We start from the raw sequence: 23,849 nt of genomic DNA on the forward strand, positions 1-23,849 counted from the left end.
CCGCTGGGCCAGATTCCCCGGCTGCCACGCCGTCTCCGACGTCTCCACCAACCGTTCCGCCAGCAACGCGTCCACGGTCCGGGCGGCGTCGTCCTCGAGCGGGCCGGTCACCGCCAACACCCGCCTGGCCCCATACGACTCGACCTCACCGGCCCGCATCGCAGCCAGCAACCGCGGCATCCGCCCCGCCACCAACCTGCCAGCGTCGACACGCCGCTCGACCTCACGGGTCGAGACCCGCAACACCGGCGTCAACTCCTCCGCCACACCACGGTCATCACCCACCACCGCCGCAATCTCGGCCAACAGCGCCAACTCCTCGGCATCGAGCCGCGCCCGCCGAGCACGCAGCTCCCGCACCCGCTCGATCATGGCCCCAACGCCGTCCCCCATGTCATCCACAACCGCCACACTATCGAACCCATGGTCGAACACACCATTGCCCAATAGAGTGGCACGGCTCCGGGTCCACACGCCGACAAGTCGATCAAAAACACCACTGGGCAGACCCGGATGGAGCCGCCGATTACTTCGCGCGACGGTCTCGACCAGCACATAAACCCGGAATTACGCTGCAGAACTGTGCCGGTTATGGACTGCATGAAATGACCGCTCGAGGCTTCTGAGTGGTTGCCGTCAACCATCCAGATATATTCGTGGGCTTTCTGGGCAGGGCGTGGCTACTCGTCCCATCCGACAGTTGCGGGAGACCCCGGTGCTCGCCAGCCGTGCGTGTGTTGGGGCGGATTACCCGCACGACCACGGTTCAGGGGCCGGCCACTCCTGGCCAGGCCGGCTTCTCCTGCCGGGGCAGGCAACGACGACCGGAACAAACCCCGCCGACCCGGTCGGTCGAACGGTCACACCCGCGGTTTCCGTCACGAGCCCGGGACCATCAGGCTGAGGAAGGAGTCCTCGCCTCAGTCGAGGGGGCGGCCGTCGAGGAGGGCCCGTTCCTCGTCGAGGGTCAGGCCCGCCGCGCGGGTGCGGTCCGGACCCCGGCTGCGTTCGTCGGCGAGGGCGGTGCGTGCGGTGTCCGCGAGCGGGCGGTTCGGCAACCCGGCCTCCGCGGCGGGCACCGGGTCGTGTGCCGCGAGGCCGTAGTAGTCCGGCGGCAGCCACAGCGGCAACGAACGGGGACCGCCCCACGGCTGCACGCCGGCCGCGGTGAGCTCGTCCGACGGGGTCGGGACGAGCTCGAGGTCGTCGGCTCCGACGGCCTCGGCCAGCCCGGCCAGGACCTCGCCCAGTTCCAGCACGGGGCCGACGGCGTCGTACACGCCCGCGAGTCCACTCTCCGCCGCGGTGACCAGCCACGCGGCCAGGTCGCGAACGTCGACGTGCTGGATCGGCTGCCGCGGGGTGTCGGGCACGACCACCCGGCCTCCGCCCGCGAACCGTGCCGCCCAGTATCCGAACCGGTCCATGATGTCGCCGGGGCCGCTGATGATCCCCGGTCGCACCACGAGCGCACGGTCGCCCCCGAGGCGGTCACGCACGGCCTGCTCACTGGCGACCTTCGTACCGCCGTAGGTGGCGACGGTCAGTTCGTCGAGTCCGAAGTGGCGCGGGTCGTGCACCGCGGGCACGAGCGGCGCGTCGACGGTCTGTCCCTGCGTCGCGACGTCGGCGTAGACGTTGATGCTCGAGACGAACGTCCAGTGTGGAGTGTCGTCGCCGAGCACGTCGAGCGTGTCGCGAACCCAGCCGAGTGCACCCGTCGCGACGTCGACGGCGGCGTCGAACCGCTCACCGGCCAGCGCCTCGACGTCCCCGGGCTCGTCGCGGTCGACCGGGACGAGGCGGGCACCGTCCGGCACGGACCCTGACCGTCCACGAGCGGCGCACACCACGTCGTGCCCGCGCGTGACGGCCTCGGCCGCCACCTGCCCGGACAACCCCGTCGTGCCGCCGAGAACGAGAAGGCGCATACCCACACGTTCCCCTGCCGGTGACCGTGCCGCCAGGCGTATCGCGACGGGCGAACACACCCGGCGCGGCTCCCTACAGCGGGATCTCGAGGGCGACCATCGTGCCCATGCTGGGTGAGGAGTTGACGTCGAACCGGCCACCCGCGGCATCGGCGCGTTCGGCGAGATGCCGGAGTCCGCGCCGGGCGACGTCGGCGGGAACGCCGCACCCGTTGTCGCGCACGCGCAGCCGGACCTCGCTCTCGTCGCGTTCGAGCGTCACCCGCACCTCGCTCGCACCGGAGTGTCGCACCACATTGGACAGTGCCTCGCGCAGTGCGGCGCGGATGTGGTCACCCCGTTCGCCGGGGATGCCGGCCAGTTCGCCCGACAGTTCGAGCGTGGGCGGATAGCCGAGCAGCTCACCGGCGATGCGCACCTCGGAGCGCGCCGACTCGGCGAGGTCGCCGGCGTCGGGCGTCTCGGGCACGGGTTCGGGCGAGCGCAGCTCACGCACGGTGCCGCGGATCTCCTCGATCGTCTGGTCGAGCTGCTCGATGGCCTCGCCGAGCCGGTCGCGTTCGGCGCGCGCGAACCGCCGGTGCAGCCTGCGGTGCACGCGGTCGAGCTGCATGCCCGCCGCGTACAGCCGCTGGGCGACGACGTCGTGCAGTTCGCGGGCGATGCGTTCGCGCTCCTGGTACAGCGTCAGCCGGTGGCGCGCGTCGGCGCCATCGGCGAGCGCGAGCACGACGCCCGCCTGCCCCGCGAAGGCCGTGAGCAGTTCCCCGGTACCGGTGTCGAACGGCGCGCGGTGCGGCGACCGATACACGGTCAGCACACCGAGCCGTTTGCCGCCGGTGCCGAACGGGGCCGCGGCGAACGGTCCGTACCCGGCGAGCTCGGCGGGCACGAACTGGGAGGTGCGCGGGTCGCTGGTGACGTCGTCGGCGAACACCGGCTCGGCCCCGCCCGCGACCCGGCCCGCCGCCGACTCGGGTGGCAGCACGAGGCCGACGAGCCCCGTGGTGTCGGCGCCGTAGGCGGCCTCGACGGTGACACCGCCGTCCTCGTCACGGACCATGAGCAGGCCGAGGTCGGCGTCGGCGAGCTGCACGGCGGACCGCACGACCATGGGAAGCACGGCGTCGGGATCGTCCCCGGACAGCACGGTCGTCGTGATCTCGGTGGCTGCGGACAGGGCGCGCGCGGCGACGTTCGGTTCCATCAGACTTCCGACGGTACGACCGCTCATGTCGCGGGTGCTCGCTGACGTGTCGCGGCTCGCGTGCGCACCCGCCCGCCTGCGACTTCGAGCACCAGGTCGGCGCCGTCGACCTCCTCGGGCCGGTGGGTGACGTGCACGACCGTTTTTCCTGCCAGCGCCTCACGCAGGTCGCCGAGGACATGGTCGGCCGTCGGCGCGTCGAGGTGGGCGGTGGGCTCGTCGAGCAGCACGAGGTCGGCGTCCGGCGCGGCGAGCAGTGCCCTGGCGAGCGCCACCCGCTGCGCCTGCCCGCCCGACAGGCCGGCGCCCGCGGAGTCGAGCAGCGTGCGCGGGTCGAGGTTCACGTGCGCGGTGCGCAGGGCATCGGTGAGCTCGGCGTCGGTGGCGTGCGGGTCGGCGAGGCGCAGGTTCTCGGCGACGGTCGTCGAGACCAGCTGCGGATCCTGCGGGGCCCACGCGACGCGCGCAGGTACGTCGGCCTCGCCGCGCACCGGCCGCAGGAACCCCAGCAGCGCGGCGAGCAACGTGGACTTGCCCGCGCCGGACGGGCCGACGACCGCGACGTGCGCGCCCGGCGGCACGTCGAGGTCGACGTCCCGCAACACCGGGGCCGCACTCGACGGCCAGGCGAGGTCGGCGCCACGCAACCGCACCCGGCCCGGGTTCCACGTCGAACCGCCGTCCGCGTGTTCGCGTGCCTCGGCGACGTTCGGGGCGGCAGCGGTCGGGGCGGCGTGGTCCGGGTCGGCGTGGTCGGCGGAGTCACCGCTGCCGGCGTGGTCGGTGGTGTCGTCCGCGGCGGCGGCCAGGCGAGCGCGGGCGTCGCGGAGGGTGTCCCAGTGCTGGGCGACGGGTGGCAGCAGCGCGAGTACCTCGGCGAGTGCCAGTGGCACGAGGGCGACCACGGGTGCGGCGACGGATGGGAGGGTCCCGGCGGCGACGGCGCCCGCGGCCAGCCAGGCGCCCGCGACGGAGGCTGCCCCGGTGGCGGCGACGATCACGGCGTCGGCGGCGCCGTCTCCCCAGGCCTGCTTGCGTGCCGCGGCGGCGAGCCGCGTGTCGAGTCGCGCGAGTTCACGGCGCCTGCCGCGGTGGGCTCCGACGGCGACCAGTTCCGCCGCGGTGTCGAACAGGGCCAGGACCCGTTCGTCGAGCGTGCGGCGACCGGACGCGAGCGTGGCGGTGGCGCGGCGCTCCACGACCAGAGCCGCCCACGGAGCCGCGACCGCGGCGACGGCGACCGCGACCGCGAGCACCAGGCCCGCGGCGGGCAGGACGAGGGTCACGGCCGTGCAGGCGGCCACGAGCACGGTGGCCACGACGAGCGGCGGGGTGAGCACACGCGGCAGCAGGTCGCGGACGGTGTCGGTGTCGCCGACGAGGCGCCGGTGCTCGGCGCCACGGCGCAGCGCCGCCGCGGGTCCCCTCGCGACGAGCGCGCGCCACAGGCGGACGCGCAGGGTCGCGGCGATGCGGAACGCGGCGTCGTGGGTGACGAGGCGTTCGGCGTAGTTCAGCGCGGCCCTGGCCAGGCCGAACGTGCGCACACCGACGACGGCGACGCTGAGCATGAGGATCGGTGGTTGCTGCGACGCGCGGGCGATCAGCCAGCCGGACGTGGCCGTCAGCGCGACCCCGGCGATCAGCGACCCGGCGCCGAGCGCGACGCCGCCGAGGAATCGCCGGTCGACGAGCCTGCGCAGAGCGACGGTGCGGGTCGGGTCCGCGGGCGGGCCGGACGTGTGGTCGTGCTCGTGGCCGGGCGTCTCGGCGGCGTGGGCGGCGGTGTCGGCGTCTCCGGTGTCGAGCGCGGCGCGGTCGTGGGCGGCGACGACGACGGTGCAGCCTGCGCGGGCCGCCTCGTCGACGAGTTCGTGGACCCGCCGGGCGTTGTCGGCGTCCAGGTGCGCGGTGGGTTCGTCGAGCAGGAGCAGCCACGCCCCTGCGCGTACCCGTGCCAGGGCCCTGGCGACGGCGAGTCGTTGACGCTGGCCGACCGAGAGCGTGGCGACGGGCCGGTCGGCGAGGCCGTCGAGTGCGAGGCGGTGCAGCAGGTCGCGGGTGTCGGCCGGGTCGAGCGTGGGGGCGGCGAGGGCGAGCTCGGCGGCCGCGGTGCCGCCGGTGAACGCGGGCGACTGGGGGACCCAGCCGATGCACTCGCGCCAGGCGTCGGGGTCGAGGTCGGCGAGGGCCGTCCCGGCCACCTCCACGTCGCCGGCGTCGGGGCGGACGAAGCCGAGGAGGACGGCGAGGGTCGTGCTCTTGCCTGCGCCGCTGGGCGCACGCAGCCGGACGATCCGTCCCGGTCTCGCGGTGAACGTCTCGCCGTCCGGGGCGTCGCCGCCGCGGCGGTGGACACGCAGGTCGCGGACGTGGATGTCGCCGCGCCGCGGGCGCAGCGTGCCGCCGGACGGTGCGGGTTCGGCGAGCACGTCGGTGACGCGGCGGACGGCCTCGACGCCGTCGGTGCTGGCGTGGAACGCGGTGCCGACGGCCCGGAGCGGCGCGAAGCACTCGGGGGCGAGCAGGAGCACGCCGAGTCCGACGGCGAGGGGCAGGTCGCCGTGGACGAGGCGGACGCCGATGACGACGGCGACGAGGGCGACCGACAGGGTGGCGGCGAGTTCGAGGGCCAGCGCCGAGCTGAACGCGACACGCAGGGTGCCGAGGGTGGCGCGGCGGTGGCGGTCGGAGACGCGGCGGACGGTGTCGGCCTGCGCGTCGGCACGGCGGAACGCGGCGAGTACGGGCAGGGCGCGCACGAGTTCGAGCACGTGGGCCGACAGGCGCGCCACGGAGTCGCTCGCGGCGGCGACGCGGTCGCGCGTGTAGGAGCCGATGAGTGCGCCGAACAGTGGCAGCAGCGGCAGCGTGACGGCGATGAGCAGCGCGGACGGCCAATCGGCCAGCAGCACGGCCGCGCCCGCGGCGAGGGGTACGACGGCGGCGGTGACGAGTGCGGGCAGGTAGCGGGTGAAGTAGGCGTCGAGCGCGTCGAGGCCGGTGGTGGTGAGTGCGGTGAGTTCGCCGGGACCGCGGCGGTCGATCCATTCGGGGCCGAGGCGCAGCGCGTGGTCGAGGACGTGGGCGCGGAGCTGTTCCTTGGCGCCCGCGGCTGCGCGGGCGGCGACGACGCGGATCGCCCACGCCAGCACGGCGCGTCCGGCGACGGCGGCCAGGAGCAGGCCGAGGCGGGGCGCGAGGTCGCCGGTGTGTCCGGCTCCTCCCGCGGTGACGACGTCGGCGAGCACGGAGGCGAGCAGGAACGCCTGCGCGACCAGACATGCGGCGTCGAGGAGAGCGAGGACGCCGGAGGTGGCCAACGCTCGGCGCGCCGCCGGGGACAGTGCCGGTAGCGCGCCGAGCGGGCCGTGTCCCACCCGCGACCGGACCGGCGTGTCCGGTGTGGACGGTTCGGCGCCGGTGCCGGTAGCGGAAAGGGTGTCGCGGGTGGGACTGCTCATGAGGACACCTGCTGCGTGGTGTGCGGGGCGGGGATGTGCGAGGTCTTGATGCGTTTGCGGAACACCCAGTAGGTCCAGCCCTGGTAGACGAGCACCGCAGGTGTGCCGAATGCGGCGACCCAGGTCATGACGGTGAGGGTGTAGTCGCCGGAGGAGGCGTTGTGGACGGTCAGCGAGTTCGCGGCGTCCAGTGTGGAGGGAAGGACGTCGGGGAACAGGGCGCCGAACAGGGTGACGACGGTGCCGGTGATGGCGACGCCGAGTGCGGCGAACGCCTGCCCCTCGCGTCCAGCGGCGATGCGCCACCAGGCGACGAGCGCTGCGGCGACGGTCACCGCGAGCGAGAGGTACGTCCAGTCGGAGCCGTGGCGGACCTGCACGAGGACCGCGAACGCGGCGACGGGCAGGATCGCGACGGGCAGGATGGCGGTGGCGAGGCGGCGTGCGCGGCGGCGGATGTCGCCGTCGGTCTTGAGCGCGATGAACACGGCGCCGTGCAGCAGGGAGAAGCCGGTGACGGCGAGCGCACCGAGGAGCGTGTCCCAGCGGAAGGCTTCGAACGCCGAGCCGACCCGGTTGCCGTCGGCGTCGAGCGGGAGGCCGAGGACGGTGGAGGCGATGATGAAGCCGATGCCGATGGGCGGCACGGTCGAGCCGACGACGATGACCTTGTCCCAGGCGCGGCGCCAGCGGTCGGAGTCGACCTTGCCGCGGTACTCGAACGCGACCCCGCGTCCGATGAGCGCGAGCAGGACGAACAACAGCGGCAGATAGGCGGCGGAGAACAGGCCCGCGTACCAGTCGGGGAACGCGGCGAACGTCGCGCCGCCCGCGACGATGATCCAGACCTCGTTGCCGTCCCAGACCGGCCCGATGGTGTTGATCATGACGCGGCGTTCGGTGTCGTCACGGCCGAGGACCGGCAGCAGCATCCCGACCCCGAAGTCGAAGCCTTCGAGGAACAGGTAGCCCAGCCACAGGAACGCGATGACGACGAACCAGACGAGTTCGAGTTCCATTCAGCCCACCCGCCCCGGAACGTGCCGCAGGCGCGCTACCACGGCGGTCCGACATGTTTCAGGTGAAACCTGTTTTCCCCAGCCGGCTGTGCACAACAATCGGAGTTGTCCACAACTTGCTGGCCACGCCTTGGGAAAACCCCTCGTGGCGGTAGGGTGGAGTCGGGGTCGTCCCCCGGAGAGGGCGGGGGCGTACCCACCGGACATCACGATCACGGCATCTCCTCGGACGGCAGGTTCGGTCGACACGTGCGGTGTGCGGGCTCCTCTAGTAGGCGAACGACAACGGCTCGTCGTCCTCGGTGTCGTGGGGCGCGGAGCCCCGGCCACCCGAACCGCCGCCGGGACCGCTGCCACCAGAACCGCCGCCACCGGGGCCGTCGCCCGAGCCGCCACGGCCCGAACCGTCACCACCCGTCCCGAGGCGGGACGCGACCTTCGCGGGCATCACGCTCTCGACGCCGCCCCGCACGTACTTGGCCATCAGGAACACCTCGACCACGCCGAGCACCACGTAGAGCAGCGTCAGCGACACCAGGGACAGCCACACCTCGCCCTCGGACACCCTGGACACGGCCATCGCGGTGTACATCCACACCCCGTCGACGCCGCTCGGATCCGGGTTCGGCACGACCACGAACGGCTGCCTGCCCATCTCGGTGAAGATCCAGCCCGCGCTATTCGCGATGTACGGCAGCGCGATGCTGCCCAGCGCCATCCACGGGAACCAGCGGCCGCCCGGGATCCGCCCGCCGCGCGTCAACCACAGCGTCGCCACGCCGATCGACATCGACAGCGCGCCGAAGCCGATCATGATCCGGAAACCCCAGTAGGTCACCGGCAGGTTCGGCACGTAGTCCACCGGCTTGCCCGCCAGTTCGCCGAGCGCGGGGTCGTCCGGGTAGTGCGAGCCGTACTTGTCCTGATACTCACCGACCAGGTCCTGCACGCCCTTGACCTCGGACGAGAAGTCGCCCTCCGCGAGGAAGGACAGCAACGCGGGCACGGTGAAGGTCTTCACGCTCTCGCAGTCGGCGTCCGCCACGTCTCCCACCGCGATGATCGAGAAACTCGCGGGCTGCTCGGTCTCGCACAGCGCCTCCGCGGCGGCCATCTTCATCGGCTGCTGCTGGAACATCAGCTTGCCCTGGAAGTCGCCACTGACCACGAGCACGACGAACGCCACGACGCCCGTCCACGCCCCCAGCTTCACCGACGAGCGCCACACCGCGCGGTGCTCGTCATGCTCACCGCGCTTGCGCCACAGCCGCCACGCCGCGATCCCCACGACGAACGCCGCGGCCACCGCGAAGCACCCCGCCACGGTGTGTGGGATCGCGGCCAGCGCCGTGTTGTTGGTCAGCACCGCCCAGATCGAGTTCATCGTCGGCTTCCCGTCGACGAACTCGGCGCCCACCGGGTGCTGCATCCACGAGTTCGCCGCCAGGATGAAGTACGCCGACGCCACCGTGGCCAGCGAGAACGCCCACGCACACGCCAGGTGGACCCGCTTCGGCAGCCGGTCCCACCCGAAGATCCACAGTCCGAGGAACACGGACTCGACGAAGAACGCGACGAGACCCTCCATCGCGAGCGGCGCACCGAAGACGTCCCCCACGAACCGGGAGTACTCGCTCCAGTTCATCCCGAACTGGAACTCCTGCACGATGCCGGTGACCACGCCCATCGCGAAGTTGACCAGCAGCAGCTTGCCCCAGAACTTGGTCATCTTCAGATAGCGCTCGTTGCCGGTGCGCACCCACGCGGTCTGCATGCCCGCGACCAGCACGGCGAGGCCGATCGTCAACGGCACCATCAGGAAGTGGTAGACGGTCGTGATCCCGAACTGCCACCGCGCGAGCTCCAGTACTTCCACGACCACGACTCTGCTCCGCGGGCGCGTACCGGCGGCAGGTACGGCGGTCCCGACCACGCCGGGACGTAAGTCCCGGCGACCCCGCCGCGACCACCGTCGAACGGGACCGTTCGCCCTCCACAGGAAGCGATTTCGGCACGGCGAAAAAAATTGTGAGCCACAGGTTCGAGCAATTTCCGTAGACGCCGAAAATGCCGATTCGCGGGATCGATCCGCTTGATTTTCGACGATTCCCCTTTATCGTTGAAGTGACCAAGGGGTGAAATCACTGATGTCCACTGCTCTGCCGGCCTTCCTGACGGCGTTTGCGCTGGTCTTCGTCGCTGAACTGCCGGACAAGACCACCGTCGCGACGCTGGTGCTGACCACGCGTTACCGCGCGGGCGCAGTGTGGACGGGCGTCACCGCGGCGTTCGCCGTTCAAACGCTCGTCGCCGTCGTTTTCGGCAGTGCACTGACATTACTTCCGGGACGGCTCGTTTCCGTCGCCGCGGGCGTCATGTTCGGTATCGGCGCCGCGATCCTGCTGCGCTCGGGATTCCGCACCCGCGACGACGGTGACGAAGACGCCATGCGCGCGGGACCGCCACGCGTTCCGTTCCTCCGCGCCGCCACCGCGTCGTTCGGCGTCCTGTTCGCCGCCGAATGGGGCGACGCCTCCCAGCTCGCCACGGCCGGTCTCGCCGCCCGCTACGCCGAGCCGCTCGCCGTCGGCCTCGGCGCGTTCGCGGCGGTCGCGTGCGTCACCGCGCTCGCGATCGGCGTCGGCACCAAACTCCGCCACCGCATCCGCCCGCACCTGCTGCAGCGGGCCGCCGGCGTGGTGTTCGCGGGACTCGCCGCCTACGCACTCGGCACGGCACTACTCGGCTGAGGCCGCGGCGCGGGCTCGAGTGAGGCCGCCACTCGGCCCGGGACGGCCGACTCGACCGAGACCACGGAGCGACCGAGACGGCGGAACGGCTCACGCCGACGCCGGCCGTGGCCGCTCCCCGCTCCGCGCCCGGCCGGAGACGTGCTCACAGCGCCTCGAGCAACCCCAGGTCCACCAGGTCGCCCACCGGGCGGTCGAACTCCGCACACGCGTACGAGGCGAACATGGCGCGCACCGCCGTCGCCGCCTCGTCGGACAGGCCACGGGCCTCCTCCGCGAGCGCGGCACCGTCCGTGCTCGCCAGTGCTCCGCGGACGTCACCTCCCGACAGGCACCGCGCCGACGCCACCAGCAGGTTCAGGAACCCGTGGTGCTCGATGCCGTCGTCGGCGGTGTGCCGCACCGCGCGGTGCAGGCTGTTCGTGGCCTTGAACGTCGCACCCGTCGAGCTCGCGACCACCGCCAGGAAGTCGGCCACCTCGTCGACAGCGGGGAAGTTCTCCGGCGACTGGCCACCGCAGCGGATCTTCGGCCTGCTGCCGTGCTCGATGACCTTCTGCACACCGTCGAGCCAGCCGACGCCACGCCGCGGCTCCACCACGCGCACGACATCCTCGGGGACGAACTCGGAGACCCGCTCCAGCCAGGTCTCGTCGACGTCCGACGGCGCGGGCATCTCGACCATCTTCAGCGCCAGCAGCTCGCTCCGGGACTCGACGATCGAGATCGCCTTCGGCACCCCACCGAGGCCCGTGTCGATGATCAGCGACAGCGGCAGCGGTTCGGCCGGCTTGATCTTGATGAGCTCCGTGATCAACTCGGGCAGTCGCGACGCCTGGCACAGGAAGACGCCCAGCATGCCCGACCGGTCCCCGCCACGAGAAGCGAAGTGCCCCTTCAGCGCCTCCGGCATCGCCGCGTCGCTGGGCGGAAAGAGCGCCGAGTCGTCGACGAGCCGAGCGAACAGCGGAGGGACTCCGCGAGGGCCGGGGGGCGTGAGTTCCACAGCGCTTGACACCCCTCACACGCTAATAGCGCCCGCTTCCGGCCTGTATATCGGGATGACGACAGACCGGCAAACGCCACGACCGCGTCCGCCTCACCAGGGTCGCGCCGGTATTCCCCTCACGCGAGAGATAGGTTAGCCTCGCCTTAGTTGGAGGTGACCGGTGACCCGTACCCGTCCGCAGACGCCCCGCACCCCGTTTCCCGCGGAGCGCGCCAAGAGCATCGCCACCCGTGGCGGACCCGCCGTCCTGATGCCCGCCGTCGACCGCGACCCCGCGTCGGGCCCGCACACCGAACCCGTGCTGCACCACGTGCACGCGGGCGGCCGAGCCAGCATCCTGCTGCCCGACGACGACCCGCTGGTGCTCGCCGTCGGCGGCACCGCCACCCCGCCGGGAGAACTCGCCATCACGCTCGAGATCACCGACGAGGCACCCGTCGAGCTGCGCAGCCCCGTCCGCGGCCTGCTGTGGCTCACCGGCTGGCTCCGCGGTCTCGACGAACGCGCCGCCCGCACCCGCGCCACGACGATCGCCGAGCAGCGCGCCGAACCCGACCTCCTCGACCTCGGCCACGGCCTGACGATGCTCGACCTCGTGCCCGCCTCGCTCGTGCTCGCCGACTCGGAGGGCACGCACTCGCTGACCGCCCAGACGTTCGGCTCCGCCAGCCCCGACCCGTTCTGCCACCAGGAGTCGACCTGGCTGCGGCACCTCGAACACGCCCATCCCGAGGTCGTGACCGCGCTGGCCCGGCACGTCCCCGACGAACTCCGCGGCGGCCGGATCCGCCCGCTCGGCATCGACCGCTACGGCCTGCGGCTGCGCGTCGAGCACCCCGGCGACCTCGGCGGCGCCGACCCGTTCACCGCCGGCGACACCGGCGCCGTCGACCACGACGTGCGCCTCGCCTTCGACGAACCCGTCGACTGCAAGCAGCGGCTCGGAGTGGCCCTGCGCAAGCTCGTCGGCTGCCCGATGCGCCCGCAACCCTGACGGCACCGCACCCAGCAGCCCAACAGCGCAGTCCCGGCGGCGCAGTACCGCGCCCGCGGCCACCGCACCCGCAGCCCGCACAGCCCACGCACACGAGAACGGCGCCCCCGGGAGCAGTGCTCCCAGGGGCGCCGTTCGTCTCGCGCGTGAGCGCTACAGGCAGGCGTTACGCCTTGACCTTGTCGTCGGTCCCGTCCTCCGGGTCCTCGACGACGCCGGCATCCACGAGGTTGCTCGTCACGTGCTCGGTGAGCTCCTCGCGCTGCATGCGCCGTTGCGCACGTAGCGCCGCCCTGCGTTCGGCACTGAACTCGCGCCAGATCGATACACACATACCGATCATCACGACACTGAACGGCAACGCGATGAGGATCGCGACCAGCTTCAATGTGTCGAGCGCTCCGCCATCACCAGGCAACAGCAGCGCGATGGCGACCGCACCCTCGGCGACACCCCAGAACACCCGGCTCCAGACCGGCGGGTTCGGGTCGCCGCCCGAGGACAGCATGTCGACCACGAGCGAGCCGGAGTCGGACGAGGTCACGAAGAACAGCACGATCAGGATGATCGCGCCGACGATGACCACCGAACCGCCGGGCAGGCCTTCGAGCATGGCGAACAGCGACGTGTTCGTGTCGACCGTCGCGGCACCGTCCTCGCCGACACCGATCAGGCCACCCTGGCCCCACAGCTCACGGTAGAGCGCGGTGCCGCCCATGGCGCAGAACCAGAGGATCGCGACCACGGTCGGAACGAGCAGCACACCGGCGACGAACTGACGCACCGTGCGACCACGCGAGATCCGCGCGATGAACACACCCACGAAGGGCGCCCACGAGATCCACCAGGCCCAGTAGTACGTGGTCCACCAGCCCTGCCACGCGGTGCCGTCCTCACCCGAGTACGCAGTGGTGTTGACGCTCATCTGCAGGATGTTCTGCAGGTAGTCACCGAGCGACTGGACCGCGTCACGGAAGATGAACAGGGTCGGGCCCGCGATCAGCACGAACAGCAACAACGCGGCCGCGAGGCCGAGGTTGATGTTCGAGATGTACTTGATGCCCTTCTTCAGACCCGTGACCACGGAGATCACCGCGGCCGTCGTGATCGCACCGATCAGGACCACGTAGGTCAGGTTGTTCGGCTCCTCGATGACATCGATGAAGCTCAGGCCGGCCGCGACCTGCATGACGCCGAGACCCAGCGACGTCGCGACACCGAAGAGGGTGCCACAGATCGCCGCGACGTCGATGACGTCGCCGATCCAGCCGTTGACCTTCCGACCCAGCACGCCCTCGAGGGCCCACCGGATCGACACCGGGCGCTTCTTCCGGTGGATGGCGTACGCGATGGCCACACCGACCACCACGTAGATCGCCCACGGGTGCAGACCCCAGTGCAAGATCGTCTGCAGGATCGAGTCGTGGGCACCCGCTTCGGTGCCCTCCTCGATCCCCGTCGCCCGGTTCGGAATACCGGCGAAGTGGTTGAGCGGCTCCGCCACCCCCCAGAACACCAGGCCGATACCCATACCGGCCGCGAACAGCATCGCGAACCACGAACCGAGACCGAACTCCGGGCCCTCGTCGTCGGGACCGAGCTTGATGTCACCGAAGTGGCTGACACCGATCCAGATCGCGAAGACCACGAACACGGACACGAGCAGCAGGTAGTACCAGCTGAACGTACCGATCACGGCGTCCTGAATGTTGCCGACGATCTCCGCGACGGAGTCGGGGAAGATCACCGAAATCAGGACGAAGGCCAGCACGATGATCACGGAGGGCCAGAAGACCCTCGGCGCGATCCCCTTGTGACCAGCAGGTTGGTCGTCCGGCGATGTGGATGGCGCGGCCTCAGCTGCTGACGTTTCCGCCACGAGGCTCTCCTCCTTCATCGTTTCTTTCAACCGCTGCACCCTAGTAGGCCGTTCGGGCGATTTATCGATAACCGGCCGCATTGTTAGCGGGATCGTGATGATTCACGGTTCCCCCGGTCGGTGCCGAAACCGTGACGGGGCGTTAACGTTCCCCGGTGTCATCGGGCTCACGCGAGCGTCTGAATCGCTGGCTGCGCAGGTGGTTTGCACCTGACAGCACACTGCTTCCACAGCCGGTTCCCACGGCGGACGAGGCGCGACGACGGCGGATGCTGACCGTCGAAGTCGTCATTGTGTTTACGATCACACTTGGTTTCGCGGGGCTTCGATCCCTGCTCTCGTTGATCGACTCACTGTTACGAACCACTTCGTTGAGTGATCAGAGTGTCGCGATCAACGCGCCACAAGCCACCAACGAGTTAATCGACCTCCTTCGTCAGCTACTCAGTGCCACTCAGCTCGTCGCCTGGGGCGCACTGGGCGTGTACCTGCTGTGGCGCGGGGGCACGAAGCTGGCCGACATCGGCCTTCCCCGCCGCCCACAGGCCGCCGACCTGCGATGGAGCATCGGCCTCGCCGCACTGATCGGCATCCCCGGACTACTGTTCTACCTCGCCATGTGGCAGTTCGGGCTGAACCTGGCCGTACAGCCGTCGACGCTGGACCAGACGTGGTGGCGGCCGATCACGCTGACCCTGTCGGCGTTCGGCAACGGGTTCGCCGAGGAGGTCCTCGTCGTCGGGTACCTGATCACCCGATTGAGACAGCTCGGCATGGGCGAGAATACGAGCTTGATCATCTCCGCGGTCCTGCGCGGTTCGTACCACCTCTACCAGGGCTTCGGCGGATTCCTCGGCAACGTCGCCATGGGATTGATCTTCGGCCGCGTGTGGCAGCGCACGAACCGACTGTGGCCGCTGGTCGCCGCGCACACCCTGCTCGACGTCTTCGCGTTCGTGGGCTACGCGCTGCTGCGCGACCACGTCTCCTGGCTGCCGTAGCCGATCCCGCTCCGCCCGTGGCGCTGATCACCGACAAGACCATGACCAGGAGGTTTGCGACCACATCGAACGTGTGTTCTACTGATGATCGATGACGGGCCGGGACTGCAGGGGACCCCGGACCGCGGACACGAAGGAAGGTACGTCGCGGGCACGACAGTTCCGTCGTGACGCGACCCGCCGCCGCCCGCGAGCGGCGGCCGAGCGGGAGACACCGGCCTACGGGGAAGTGCCGGCGAGAAGACGGAAAGGACTGTCGGAGGGGATGGAGATGGCCTGCAAGATCACGCACCGCGCCCTGCGAGATCAGCAGATCCGGTTCGCGAACCGGGAGGCTGCGGAGCGGTACGCCGAGATCATGGGCGGCGGCGTCGAGAACTGGGTGTTCACGACCGTGCCGTCGGTGGTCGCCGAGTACGGCTGGGGCCCGTACCCGGAGCGCGCGCCACGCCGGCGCACGCTCGAACAGGTCGGGTAAGGCCCGAGACCCGGCCGCTGCGGTCACCACGGCACGGCTGTTCCGTCCCAGGAGAAGAACGCGCCGGTCGGCCCGTCGTCGGACAGCCGGGCCAGCCGCACGGCCGCGAGAGCCGCCTCGGCCGGGTCGCCGCCTGCCTCGGCCGCCCGCGCGTTGAGCTCGGTGGCCCGGATTCCCGGAGCGAGCGCGTTGACCTTGAACCCGTCGCCGGACAAGCTCCTGGCGTAGAAGACAGTGAGGGCGTTGAGGGCCGTCTTGGACGAGCGGTAGGCAGCTGCCGCTCCACCGTCCGGGGTGAACTGGGGATTGATCTCCACACTCCAGGTCAGCGACCCGGTCCCACTGGAGACGTTGACGATGCGCGGATGCGGCGAGCGTCGCAACGCAGGCAGGAACGCGTTGGTGACGGCTGCAACGCCGAACACGTTGGTCTCGTAGACACGCCGCAGGTCGTCCACGTCCATGTCCGGCGCCTCGGCGAACGTGTCCGAGACCCCGGCGTTGTTGATCAGGACGTCGAGCGTGGTGACGACCCTGGCCGCGTCCGCGACACTGCCGGAGTCGGTGACGTCGAGCTGCAACGGCACGGCGCCGCCGCCGAGCTCGTCGACGGCCGTCCTGCCGCGTTCGACGTCGCGGGACCCGACGTGGACGGTCCACCCGTCGGCGACCAGCTGGCGGGCAATCTCCTTGCCGATTCCCTTGTTCGCACCCGTGACCAGGGCTGTCGTAGTGTTCATACCGTGGACGGTGGCATCGCCCCGGCCCGCCAACCAGGTATCAACGATCCCTCCCACCCGCGATCGGAGGCGGCATGTCGCGCGCGGAACTCGCGGACTTCCTGCGCACTCGTCGCACGCGGCGCACACCGGCCGACGCGAGCCTTCCGTCGGTCACGCACCGGCGCACGCCAGGACTGCGCCGCGACGAGGTGGCCGAGCTCGCGCACATGTCGGTCGACTACTACACCCGGCTCGAGCAGGCTCGCGGACCACGACCGTCGCCGCGGATACTGGACGCACTCGCCGAGGCACTCGGCCTCACCTCGGCCGAACGAATGCACTTGTTCCGCCTCGCCGGCACGCACGCGATGCCGCCGCAGCATCCTGCACGCGTCGTCCGACCGCACGTGGCCACGATGCTGAACCGCATCCCGGGCACGGCGACCGTGGTCACAGATGCGTCCTACGACGTCCTCGCCTGGAATCCCCTCGCCGAAGCGCTGCTCGGCGAGCTGCACGGTGAACCCAACCTCGCCCGCCGGCACTTCCTCGGCCTCGCGCCCGCGATGCACCCGGAAACACAGCCGTTCGGGCCGATCGCTGCCGCTCGCCTCCGTGCCTCACACGCGCGCTATCCGCAGGACGAACGGCTGGCGCGGCTGGTCGCGGAGCTGCGGTCCGAAAGCCGTGAGTTCCGTGAGCTCTGGCATCGGCATCCGGCTCCGGCACCAGGGCATCGCCGCAAAACGCTGCTGCACCCTGACGTCGGCGCGCTGCAGTTGAACTGCGACGTGCTGCCCGTCCACGAGGAAGACCAGGAGATCGTCCTCGTGACGGCCGATCCGGGCTCGGCAACCGCCGATGCGCTCGCGCACCTGGAAAGGCGCCCCTCGCCGGACACTCTCTCCGGCCGGTGGCCGCCTCGGCCGGAGACGCAGCCGTGACCACACGACATCACTACGCTCACGCGGGTGACGAACACAGCCAACACGATCACCGGCCCGGGCCACGACGACACGACCGCGATCGCGCCGGGCGTCGACAGCGAGGTCGGCCCACTGCGGTCGGTCCTGCTGCACCGGCCCGGCGGCGAGCTCACGAGGCTCACGCCGCGCAACAACGACCAACTGCTCTTCGACTCGATCCCGTGGGTCGAACGCGCACAGCAGGAGCACGACGCCTTCGCCGAGGTACTCACCTCACGCGGGGTGGAGGTGCTGCTGCTCGCCGACGTCCTCGAGGAGTCGCTGGCCGACCCACGGGCGCACGCGGCGGGGGTGCACACCGCGGTCGACGAACGACGCCTCGGCACCGAACTGGCGGACACGCTGCGGTCCCACCTGTCCGGCCTGGACGCGGGAGCGCTGCGAGAGGCACTCATATGCGGGATGACGTTCGAGGAGCTACCCGCATCCGAGGGCGCCTCGTTGGTGCGGAAGATGCACCACGCGCACGACTTCGTGGTCGACCCGCTGCCGAACCTGCTGTTCACGCGTGACTCGTCGGCGTGGATCGCCGACCGCGTGGCGATCTCGTCGCTCGCGATGCCCGCGCGGGGCAGGGAGACGGCACTGCTCGACCTCGCCTACGCGTATCACCCGCGGTTCCGCGGGGCGGCGCGTGCGTACGGAGCGCATTCGGCCCCGGTCGAAGGCGGCGACGTGCTGCTGCTGGCACCGGGCGTCCTGGCCGTGGGCGTCGGCGAACGCACGACGGCCGCGGGGGCCGAGTCGCTCGCACGGTCGGTGTTCGCCGACGGCATCGCACACACGGTGCTGGCCGTCCCGATCGCACAGAACCGCGCGACGATGCACCTGGACACCGTGTGCACCATGGTCGGCCCCGACGCCGTCGTCATGTACCCGCTCGCCCGCGATTCGCTCGTCGCGTACACGATGCGGCCGGGCGACGTCGCCGTCGACGGCACCCTCGGACTCCGGGTGGACGGTCCCGAGCCGTTCCTCGACGCGGCGGCCTCCGCGATGGGCATCGATCACCTGCGGGTGATCGACACCGGCCTCGACCCGGTGACCGCCGAACGGGAGCAGTGGGACGACGGCAACAACACGCTCGCGCTCGCACCCGGCGTCGTCGTCGGATACGAGCGCAACACCCAGACGAACGCCCGCCTCGAGGAGGCCGGCATCGAGGTGCTGGCCATCGCCGGATCCGAACTCGGGTCGGGTCGCGGAGGACCGCGCTGCATGTCCTGCCCCATCGCGCGAGGTCCGCTCCCGGGCACGCCCTGACCCGGCACCCGACGACCCGGATCGGTGATCACTTCGCGACATTTCCGTCGCCCACCGTGATTCATTCCCCGAACGGGGGACATTCGATCGGACCGGACACAGTTGAGCCTCACCTAAGTGATTCCGGGCCACTTAGGTGAGGCTCATTTAATCTTAGGTGAGCCTTAATTTATTTAGATCACCCTTGGCTAAGGAATTGTAGGCAAATGCGTCCCGGATCACCAGACCCCCGCTGGAAAAATATGGATCGATGGGCGTACATTGAATGCATGCCCACGACGAAGCAGGATTCCAAGCAGCCGCGTTCCAAGTTCTACGAATTGCTGCAGGGTCAGGTCCACAACGAGTTCCACGCCTCGCAGCAGTACACCGCGCTGGGCGTGTGGTTCGACAACGAGGACCTGCCCGAGCTCGCGAAGTTCTTCTATGCGCAGGCCATCGAGGAGCGCAACCACGCCATGGCGCTGGTCCAGTACATGATGGACACCGACCACCACGTGACCATCCCCGGCACGGGCGAGGTGCGCAACGAGTTCTCGAGCGCCAAGGAGCTGGCCGAGCTGGCCCTGGAGCAGGAGAAGGAGGTCACCAGCGACATCAAAACGCTGACGAAGGCCGCCCGCTCCGAGGACGACTTCCTCGGCGAGCAGTTCATGCAGTGGTTCCTCAAGGAGCAGGTCGAGGAGGTCGCGACGATGAGCACGCTCGTGAACGTGTTCGAGCGCGCCGACGGCAACCTGTTCGAGGTCGAGCGCTTCGTGCACAAGCACCTGCGCGGCGACGCCGATGACGACGACATGCCGGAGGTCGCGGGCGGCAAGCTCTGACGCTTCGCGTCGGGCACGCGCGCAGCACTTCCGCAGCAGCGTTCGAGAACCGAAGGGGCGGCGCCCCTCGCGGTCGATTCGGATCACGGATCGACCCCGAGGAGCGCCGCCCCTTTTTCGCATTGTTCGCACGCGGTTCGTCCGATTCTCCGGTCACCACGGTGGGGGGCCACAATGTTGGGCACCCGTACGCCGACGCCGGGTCGCGGGCGATCATGCAAGCGGCCGGTGACACTCTCCTCCCGGCCGTTTTCACCGAACGGGTCCGTCGAGTCTCGGCCCTCCGACTTGCCCCGTCGTGAGTTCACCCCCACCGTAGATTTGAGTTCGAGAGCATCTGCGCTCGGCCGGGGAACACGGTCGATGGGAGGCAGGGCACCATGAGCGAGTCGTACAGCGGCGGCAGTGCACCTTCCGGTGACGAGGCCGCCCCGGCGGGCCACGCCGCACAACAGAGCATCACCCACAGCGACACGACTGACGCCGAGATCGAGCGGCAGCTGCGCAGCCAGGGCGTGCGGCTGGGCCGCGGCGGGATCGCGCCCTCCGTCTTCTGGCCGAGCCTGATCATCGTCGCGGCCATCGCGCTGTTCTCCGTCATCGCGCCCGACACGGCAGGCGAGCTCTGGAACTCGGTCCAGGGCGGGATCGTCAGCGGGTTCGGCTGGTTCTACACGCTGGCGATCGCGGGGTTCGTCCTTTTCGCGATCTTCCTCGGCGCCAGCCGGTTCGGCGACATCACCCTCGGCAAGGACGGCGAAGAACCCGAGTTCGGCCTGTTCTCCTGGTTCACCATGCTGTTCGCCGCCGGTATGGGGATCGGGCTCGTCTTCTACGGGGTCGGCGAGCCGCTGACGTTTTTCTCCGACCCGAAGCCCGGCGTCGACGGCGGTTCCGCCGAACGCGCGTCGCAGGCCATGGCGCAGACCTTCCTGCACTGGGGATTCCACCCTTGGGCCGTCTACGTCATCGTCGGCCTGTCCCTCGCCTACGCGATTCATCGCAAAGGCCGCCCGGTGTCCATCCGCTGGGCACTGGAGCCGCTGCTCGGGGACAGGGTCAAGGGCTGGGCCGGCGACGTGATCGACGTACTGGCGGTCGTCGGAACGTTGTTCGGTGTGGCGACGTCGCTCGGGCTCGGCGTGACGCAGGTCGCCACCGGGCTGAGCGAGATCGGCGTGGTCGACCAGGCCGACAACGTCCTGCTCGTCGCACTGATCGTGGGCATCACCCTCGTGGCGATCGTGTCGGTGGTCAGCGGCGTCGGCCGCGGCATCCGGTGGCTGTCGAACTTCAACCTGTCGCTGGCAGGCGTGTTCCTGATCGCCGTGCTGATGCTGGGTCCGACGCTGTTCCTCGCCAGGGACTTCGTGCAGTCCCTCGGGTCCTACCTCGCCAACGTGCTGCCGATGACGTTCGACGCCTTCGCCTACACCGGCGACGAGGGCATCGACTGGGGCGCCAGCTGGACGATCTTCTACTGGGGCTGGTGGATCGCCTGGGCCCCGTTCGTCGGCGTGTTCATCGCCCGGATCTCGCGCGGCCGCACGGTCCGTGAGTTCGTCGCAGGCGCGCTGCTCGTTCCCACCATCGTGGGCTTCCTGTGGTTCACGGTGATGGGCGGCACGGCCATCGACCGGCAGGAGCGGCAGGGTGACCTCGTACCCGAAGGCGGCGTGGTCGCGGAGGAAGCCCTGTTCGACACGCTGCGGGGCCTGCCGTTGGGGACGATCCTGTCCGTCATCGCGATCATCCTGGTGGTCATCTTCTTCGTCACGTCCTCGGACTCGGGTTCGCTCGTGGTCGACATGCTCGCCTCGGGTGGACATCCCGACCCGCCCGTCTGGAGTCGGGTGCTGTTCGCGTCGCTCGAAGGACTCGTGGCCATCGGGCTGCTGCTCGCAGGCGGTGACGAGGGGCTGTCGGCGTTGCAGGCCGGCGCCGTGTCCACAGGGCTACCGTTCGCCGTCGTACTCGTCGCGATGGCTGTGGCGTTGTACAAGGCGCTCAACGCCGAACACCGCGAGATCGTCAGAGTCGAACGACGGCTCTACCGCCGCGAGCTCGCCGGAGAACTGTCGCAGGACTTCGACCGGCACTTCGGGGAGCAGGTCGACCAGCGCATCGACTACGCGCTGTCGACCACGACCGGGATCTGGAGCCGGACGGACAAGCGGACCCCGATCAGCACGCTCTCCCGCGCCCGGCGTCGTGGACGGCAGCGTCCGTCCGGCTCCGGTCCGGGCGGCGGCACAGGCGGCCGACCGGGAGGCGGAGGCGGCCAACCCGGAGGCAACCCGTCGGGAGACGCTCCGCCGGGAGACGAAGGCTCGGCAGGTGGCCCGTCGGGTGGAAGCGACCGGCCCGGGGGCGGACCGCCGGGCGGCCCGGCTCCGGACTAGCTCATGCCGGTACGAGCGGCCCCGCACGACGTCCGGCCTCGCCGCCGGCGTCGGCGCGTTCTCAGCAGCTGACCTCGGGATCGGGCACGGTCAGCCGCAGCGTGGTGACGCGGTCGCCGCCGACACCGAAGACGTACTGCGAATCGGCGTCGGGATTCGAACGCACCCGCTGCTGCTCACCCCGGCGCTCCGACTCCGGATACGCCCGGTTCAGCTCCGACACCGGTGAGCCGACGCCGATCCCCTCCGGCGTCGGCGAGTCGCCGGCCTGGAATCGCACGATGCCGTGCCCGCCGCGGATCGCGACCTGTGAGATTCCGGGCCCCGACACGTCGTAGGCGCGGCACCGGCCCTGCGCGGGCGGACCGTCGCCGGGGTCCATCGCGCCGGTGGCCACCGCCTCGTCGTAGGTCATCAGCAGCGTCAGGGGTTCCTGGCCCGAGACGCCCAACGGCAGCCGCTCGGGGCGTTCGGCGACGGTGCTGCCCGCCGACGACGGCCGCATGCTCGGCGGGAGTGCCGACCGGTTCGGCGGAGCCGTCCGCGGCAGCGACGTCGGGGCCGTACCGGGTGGGGACTCGACCGTCGTGAGACCGGGCGGCGGCACCTCGTCGACGGGGCGGCTCGGGTCCCGCGGAACCGACACGTCGGTCGACCGCGCGATGGGACCGGAACTGTCGGCGGCGGTGATGTCGTCGGGGCCCGGACGGCCACCTGCGCCCGACAGCACCAACCCGCCGGCCACGACACCGAGCGTCACGACCACGCCCGCGCACGCGCCTGCCGTCGCGCGCCTGCGCCTGCGACGTCGCGCGCCTGCGACGACCGCGTCGGGGTCCGGGGCCCGGACGGCGCCGAGCGCCGTGTCGTCGAACAGCCGCCGCAACCGGTCGCCGACCTCGGCATCGCCGCGCTCGGCGTCCCGGTCGGCGTCGTCCGCGCCTGTCATATCGTCGCCCTCCCCTCCGAGTCCGGGTCGTCGTCACCGAGCCGGGTGCGCAGCGTGGCGAGCGCCTTGCTGGCCTGGCTCTTGACGGTCCCGGCCGACACGCCGAGCGAGTCGGCGATCTCGGCTTCGGACAGTCCTTCGTAATAACGCAGCACGATGACGGCGCGTTGCCTCGGCGGCAGATCTTTCAGCGCCCGCCACAGCGGTTCGTGTTCGAGCGGGTCGACGGGCGGCGTACCGCGGGTCTCCGGCAGGTCCGCGACCAGGTTCTCCCGCCGGTGCTTGCGCCAGCGGCTGATGTGGGCGTTGGCCATGGAACGGCGGACGTAGGCGACCGGGTCCGTGGTCTTGCGCTGCACGCTCGACCAGCGCGAACCGATCTTCTCCAGCACCGTCTGCACCAGGTCGGCGGCGTCGTGCGGGTTGCCGGTCAGGGCGTGCCCGTAGCGCATCAGCCCGGCGAGGTTCGCCTCGACGAACTCGGCGAAGCCCGCGAGGTCGTTCGTCACGAACGTCCTCCCTCGTTACGACCCGCTCGCCTCGTTGCTGCCCGGCGGCGCGCCGCCAGGTGGTCACGCCTGCATCGGCGCCGGAGATCGCCGCCCGTCAGCCCGGGTACTCGTGCAGCGCCTTCGGCAGCCGGAAGGTGCCGTCCGCCTCGGGAGGGAACGCGCACGTGGCCACGACGGCCGCAGCCGGTATCGGACCGTAGACGTGTGGGAACCACGGCGCACCCGGTTCGGGCGGGTCGGCAGGCTCCCAGCGCAGCGGTGCGTCGAGGCGGGCCGGGTCGATCACGAGCAGCACCAGGTCGGTGCGGCCTGCGAACACGCGCTCGGCGGGGAACTGCACGGTGCCGAAGTCGCTGCAGTGGACGAAGCCGACGTCGTCGAGCGAGGCGGGACGGTACTCCCCACCTGCGGGGACCGCGGCCCAATCGGCTTCGGGGCAGATGTGGAGAATCATCG

Annotated in this window: 19 protein-coding genes and 1 pseudogene; 8 read left to right on the forward strand and 12 right to left on the reverse strand. The window is 70.6% G+C overall.

Going from position 1 to position 23,849, the window contains the following annotated elements; translation table 11 throughout:
* The 6 genes and pseudogenes from LY13_RS15065 to LY13_RS15090 form a co-directional block, all read right to left on the reverse strand.
* Window positions 1-402 (reverse strand): annotated as a pseudogene (locus LY13_RS15065) (hypothetical protein); the annotation flags it as partial.
* Between the two features lie 518 nt (window positions 403-920).
* The gene (locus LY13_RS15070; protein ID WP_253829064.1) at window positions 921-1,931 is read right to left on the reverse strand and encodes an NAD-dependent epimerase/dehydratase family protein; all 1,011 of its coding nucleotides are present in this window, start codon (window positions 1,929-1,931) and stop codon (window positions 921-923) included.
* A gap of 73 nt (window positions 1,932-2,004) precedes the next feature.
* Complete coding sequence (locus LY13_RS15075) at window positions 2,005-3,138, reverse strand: GAF domain-containing sensor histidine kinase (RefSeq protein ID WP_253829187.1); 1,134 nt, start codon at window positions 3,136-3,138, stop codon at window positions 2,005-2,007.
* A 23-nt stretch (window positions 3,139-3,161) separates the two neighbouring features.
* The gene (gene cydD / locus LY13_RS15080; protein ID WP_253829065.1) at window positions 3,162-6,602 is read right to left on the reverse strand and encodes a thiol reductant ABC exporter subunit CydD; all 3,441 of its coding nucleotides are present in this window, start codon (window positions 6,600-6,602) and stop codon (window positions 3,162-3,164) included.
* On the reverse strand, window positions 6,599-7,621 hold the full coding sequence (gene cydB, locus LY13_RS15085; RefSeq protein WP_253829067.1) for a cytochrome d ubiquinol oxidase subunit II: 1,023 nt from the start codon (window positions 7,619-7,621) through the stop codon (window positions 6,599-6,601). Before cydB ends, cydD begins: the two co-directional genes overlap by 4 nt.
* A 268-nt stretch (window positions 7,622-7,889) precedes the next feature.
* Entirely contained in the window at window positions 7,890-9,497 is a 1,608-nt protein-coding gene (locus tag LY13_RS15090) for a cytochrome ubiquinol oxidase subunit I (protein WP_253829068.1), read from the reverse strand.
* Between the two features lie 271 nt (window positions 9,498-9,768).
* Here LY13_RS15090 and LY13_RS15095 point away from each other — a divergent pair, with 271 nt between their 5' ends.
* Entirely contained in the window at window positions 9,769-10,371 is a 603-nt protein-coding gene (locus LY13_RS15095) for a TMEM165/GDT1 family protein (RefSeq protein WP_253829069.1), read from the forward strand.
* A gap of 145 nt (window positions 10,372-10,516) precedes the next feature.
* Here LY13_RS15095 and LY13_RS15100 read toward each other — a convergent pair whose 3' ends face one another.
* Entirely contained in the window at window positions 10,517-11,377 is an 861-nt protein-coding gene (locus tag LY13_RS15100) for a hypothetical protein (protein WP_308216345.1), read from the reverse strand.
* A 163-nt stretch (window positions 11,378-11,540) separates the two neighbouring features.
* On the opposite strand from LY13_RS15100, the gene LY13_RS15105 reads away from it, so the two are divergent.
* Window positions 11,541-12,374 (forward strand): DUF2470 domain-containing protein, encoded by an 834-nt coding sequence (locus tag LY13_RS15105; RefSeq protein WP_253829070.1) that lies wholly within the window; start codon window positions 11,541-11,543, stop codon window positions 12,372-12,374.
* Window positions 12,375-12,540: 166 nt separating this feature from the next.
* Here LY13_RS15105 and LY13_RS15110 read toward each other — a convergent pair whose 3' ends face one another.
* The gene (locus LY13_RS15110) at window positions 12,541-14,271 is read right to left on the reverse strand and encodes a BCCT family transporter (protein WP_372493836.1); all 1,731 of its coding nucleotides are present in this window, start codon (window positions 14,269-14,271) and stop codon (window positions 12,541-12,543) included.
* A 251-nt stretch (window positions 14,272-14,522) separates the two neighbouring features.
* Between LY13_RS15110 and LY13_RS15115 the strand changes: the two genes are divergently transcribed.
* Together LY13_RS15115 and LY13_RS15120 are read left to right on the forward strand one after the other, a co-directional pair.
* Window positions 14,523-15,254: a CPBP family intramembrane glutamic endopeptidase gene (locus tag LY13_RS15115; protein WP_253829072.1), complete on the forward strand. Its 732-nt coding sequence runs from the start codon at window positions 14,523-14,525 to the stop codon at window positions 15,252-15,254.
* A gap of 271 nt (window positions 15,255-15,525) precedes the next feature.
* Window positions 15,526-15,732: a hypothetical protein gene (locus LY13_RS15120; protein ID WP_253829073.1), complete on the forward strand. Its 207-nt coding sequence runs from the start codon at window positions 15,526-15,528 to the stop codon at window positions 15,730-15,732.
* 23 nt (window positions 15,733-15,755) lie between these two features.
* Here LY13_RS15120 and LY13_RS15125 read toward each other — a convergent pair whose 3' ends face one another.
* Window positions 15,756-16,472, reverse strand: coding sequence for an SDR family NAD(P)-dependent oxidoreductase (locus LY13_RS15125; protein WP_253829074.1), 717 nt, complete (start codon window positions 16,470-16,472; stop codon window positions 15,756-15,758).
* Between the two features lie 74 nt (window positions 16,473-16,546).
* Between LY13_RS15125 and LY13_RS15130 the strand changes: the two genes are divergently transcribed.
* The 4 genes from LY13_RS15130 to LY13_RS15145 all read left to right on the forward strand — a co-directional run bounded on the left by LY13_RS15130 (window position 16,547) and on the right by LY13_RS15145 (window position 21,932).
* A complete protein-coding gene (locus LY13_RS15130; RefSeq protein WP_253829075.1) occupies window positions 16,547-17,398 on the forward strand; it encodes a helix-turn-helix transcriptional regulator in 852 nt (283 codons plus the stop codon).
* A gap of 48 nt (window positions 17,399-17,446) precedes the next feature.
* Complete coding sequence (locus LY13_RS15135) at window positions 17,447-18,703, forward strand: arginine deiminase (protein WP_372493837.1); 1,257 nt, start codon at window positions 17,447-17,449, stop codon at window positions 18,701-18,703.
* A gap of 269 nt (window positions 18,704-18,972) precedes the next feature.
* Window positions 18,973-19,530, forward strand: coding sequence for a ferritin (locus LY13_RS15140; RefSeq protein WP_253829076.1), 558 nt, complete (start codon window positions 18,973-18,975; stop codon window positions 19,528-19,530).
* A 380-nt stretch (window positions 19,531-19,910) separates the two neighbouring features.
* Window positions 19,911-21,932, forward strand: coding sequence for a BCCT family transporter (locus tag LY13_RS15145; RefSeq protein ID WP_301299015.1), 2,022 nt, complete (start codon window positions 19,911-19,913; stop codon window positions 21,930-21,932).
* Between the two features lie 61 nt (window positions 21,933-21,993).
* Here LY13_RS15145 and LY13_RS15150 read toward each other — a convergent pair whose 3' ends face one another.
* The 3 genes from LY13_RS15150 to LY13_RS15160 all read right to left on the reverse strand — a co-directional run bounded on the left by LY13_RS15150 (window position 21,994) and on the right by LY13_RS15160 (window position 23,847).
* A complete protein-coding gene (locus LY13_RS15150; protein ID WP_253829077.1) occupies window positions 21,994-22,881 on the reverse strand; it encodes a hypothetical protein in 888 nt (295 codons plus the stop codon).
* The gene (locus tag LY13_RS15155; protein WP_253829079.1) at window positions 22,878-23,390 is read right to left on the reverse strand and encodes a SigE family RNA polymerase sigma factor; all 513 of its coding nucleotides are present in this window, start codon (window positions 23,388-23,390) and stop codon (window positions 22,878-22,880) included. Before LY13_RS15155 ends, LY13_RS15150 begins: the two co-directional genes overlap by 4 nt.
* 97 nt (window positions 23,391-23,487) lie before the next feature.
* Window positions 23,488-23,847, reverse strand: coding sequence for a DUF952 domain-containing protein (locus LY13_RS15160; RefSeq protein ID WP_253829080.1), 360 nt, complete (start codon window positions 23,845-23,847; stop codon window positions 23,488-23,490).
* Window positions 23,848-23,849: the final 2 nt, after the last annotated feature.

The sequence above is a fragment of the Prauserella aidingensis genome (genome assembly GCF_024171865.1).
GTDB classification, from domain to species: Bacteria; Actinomycetota; Actinomycetes; order Mycobacteriales; family Pseudonocardiaceae; genus Prauserella; species Prauserella aidingensis.

What these genes read in the sequence shown, in the direction of transcription:
- cydB (WP_253829067.1), bottom strand. Translation starts at nt 7,621, where the DNA reads ATGGAACTCGAACTCGTCTGGTTCGTCGTCATCGCGTTCCTGTGGCTG.
- LY13_RS15095 (WP_253829069.1), top strand. Translation starts at nt 9,769, where the DNA reads ATGTCCACTGCTCTGCCGGCCTTCCTGACGGCGTTTGCGCTGGTCTTC.
- LY13_RS15075 (WP_253829187.1), bottom strand. Translation starts at nt 3,138, where the DNA reads ATGGAACCGAACGTCGCCGCGCGCGCCCTGTCCGCAGCCACCGAGATC.
- LY13_RS15140 (WP_253829076.1), top strand. Translation starts at nt 18,973, where the DNA reads ATGCCCACGACGAAGCAGGATTCCAAGCAGCCGCGTTCCAAGTTCTAC.
- LY13_RS15070 (WP_253829064.1), bottom strand. Translation starts at nt 1,931, where the DNA reads ATGCGCCTTCTCGTTCTCGGCGGCACGACGGGGTTGTCCGGGCAGGTG.
- LY13_RS15115 (WP_253829072.1), top strand. Translation starts at nt 14,523, where the DNA reads ATGCTGACCGTCGAAGTCGTCATTGTGTTTACGATCACACTTGGTTTC.
- LY13_RS15130 (WP_253829075.1), top strand. Translation starts at nt 16,547, where the DNA reads ATGTCGCGCGCGGAACTCGCGGACTTCCTGCGCACTCGTCGCACGCGG.
- LY13_RS15110 (WP_372493836.1), bottom strand. Translation starts at nt 14,271, where the DNA reads ATGAAGGAGGAGAGCCTCGTGGCGGAAACGTCAGCAGCTGAGGCCGCG.
- LY13_RS15120 (WP_253829073.1), top strand. Translation starts at nt 15,526, where the DNA reads ATGGCCTGCAAGATCACGCACCGCGCCCTGCGAGATCAGCAGATCCGG.
- LY13_RS15150 (WP_253829077.1), bottom strand. Translation starts at nt 22,881, where the DNA reads ATGACAGGCGCGGACGACGCCGACCGGGACGCCGAGCGCGGCGATGCC.
- LY13_RS15160 (WP_253829080.1), bottom strand. Translation starts at nt 23,847, where the DNA reads ATGATTCTCCACATCTGCCCCGAAGCCGATTGGGCCGCGGTCCCCGCA.
- LY13_RS15145 (WP_301299015.1), top strand. Translation starts at nt 19,911, where the DNA reads ATGAGCGAGTCGTACAGCGGCGGCAGTGCACCTTCCGGTGACGAGGCC.
- cydD (WP_253829065.1), bottom strand. Translation starts at nt 6,602, where the DNA reads ATGAGCAGTCCCACCCGCGACACCCTTTCCGCTACCGGCACCGGCGCC.
- LY13_RS15125 (WP_253829074.1), bottom strand. Translation starts at nt 16,472, where the DNA reads ATGAACACTACGACAGCCCTGGTCACGGGTGCGAACAAGGGAATCGGC.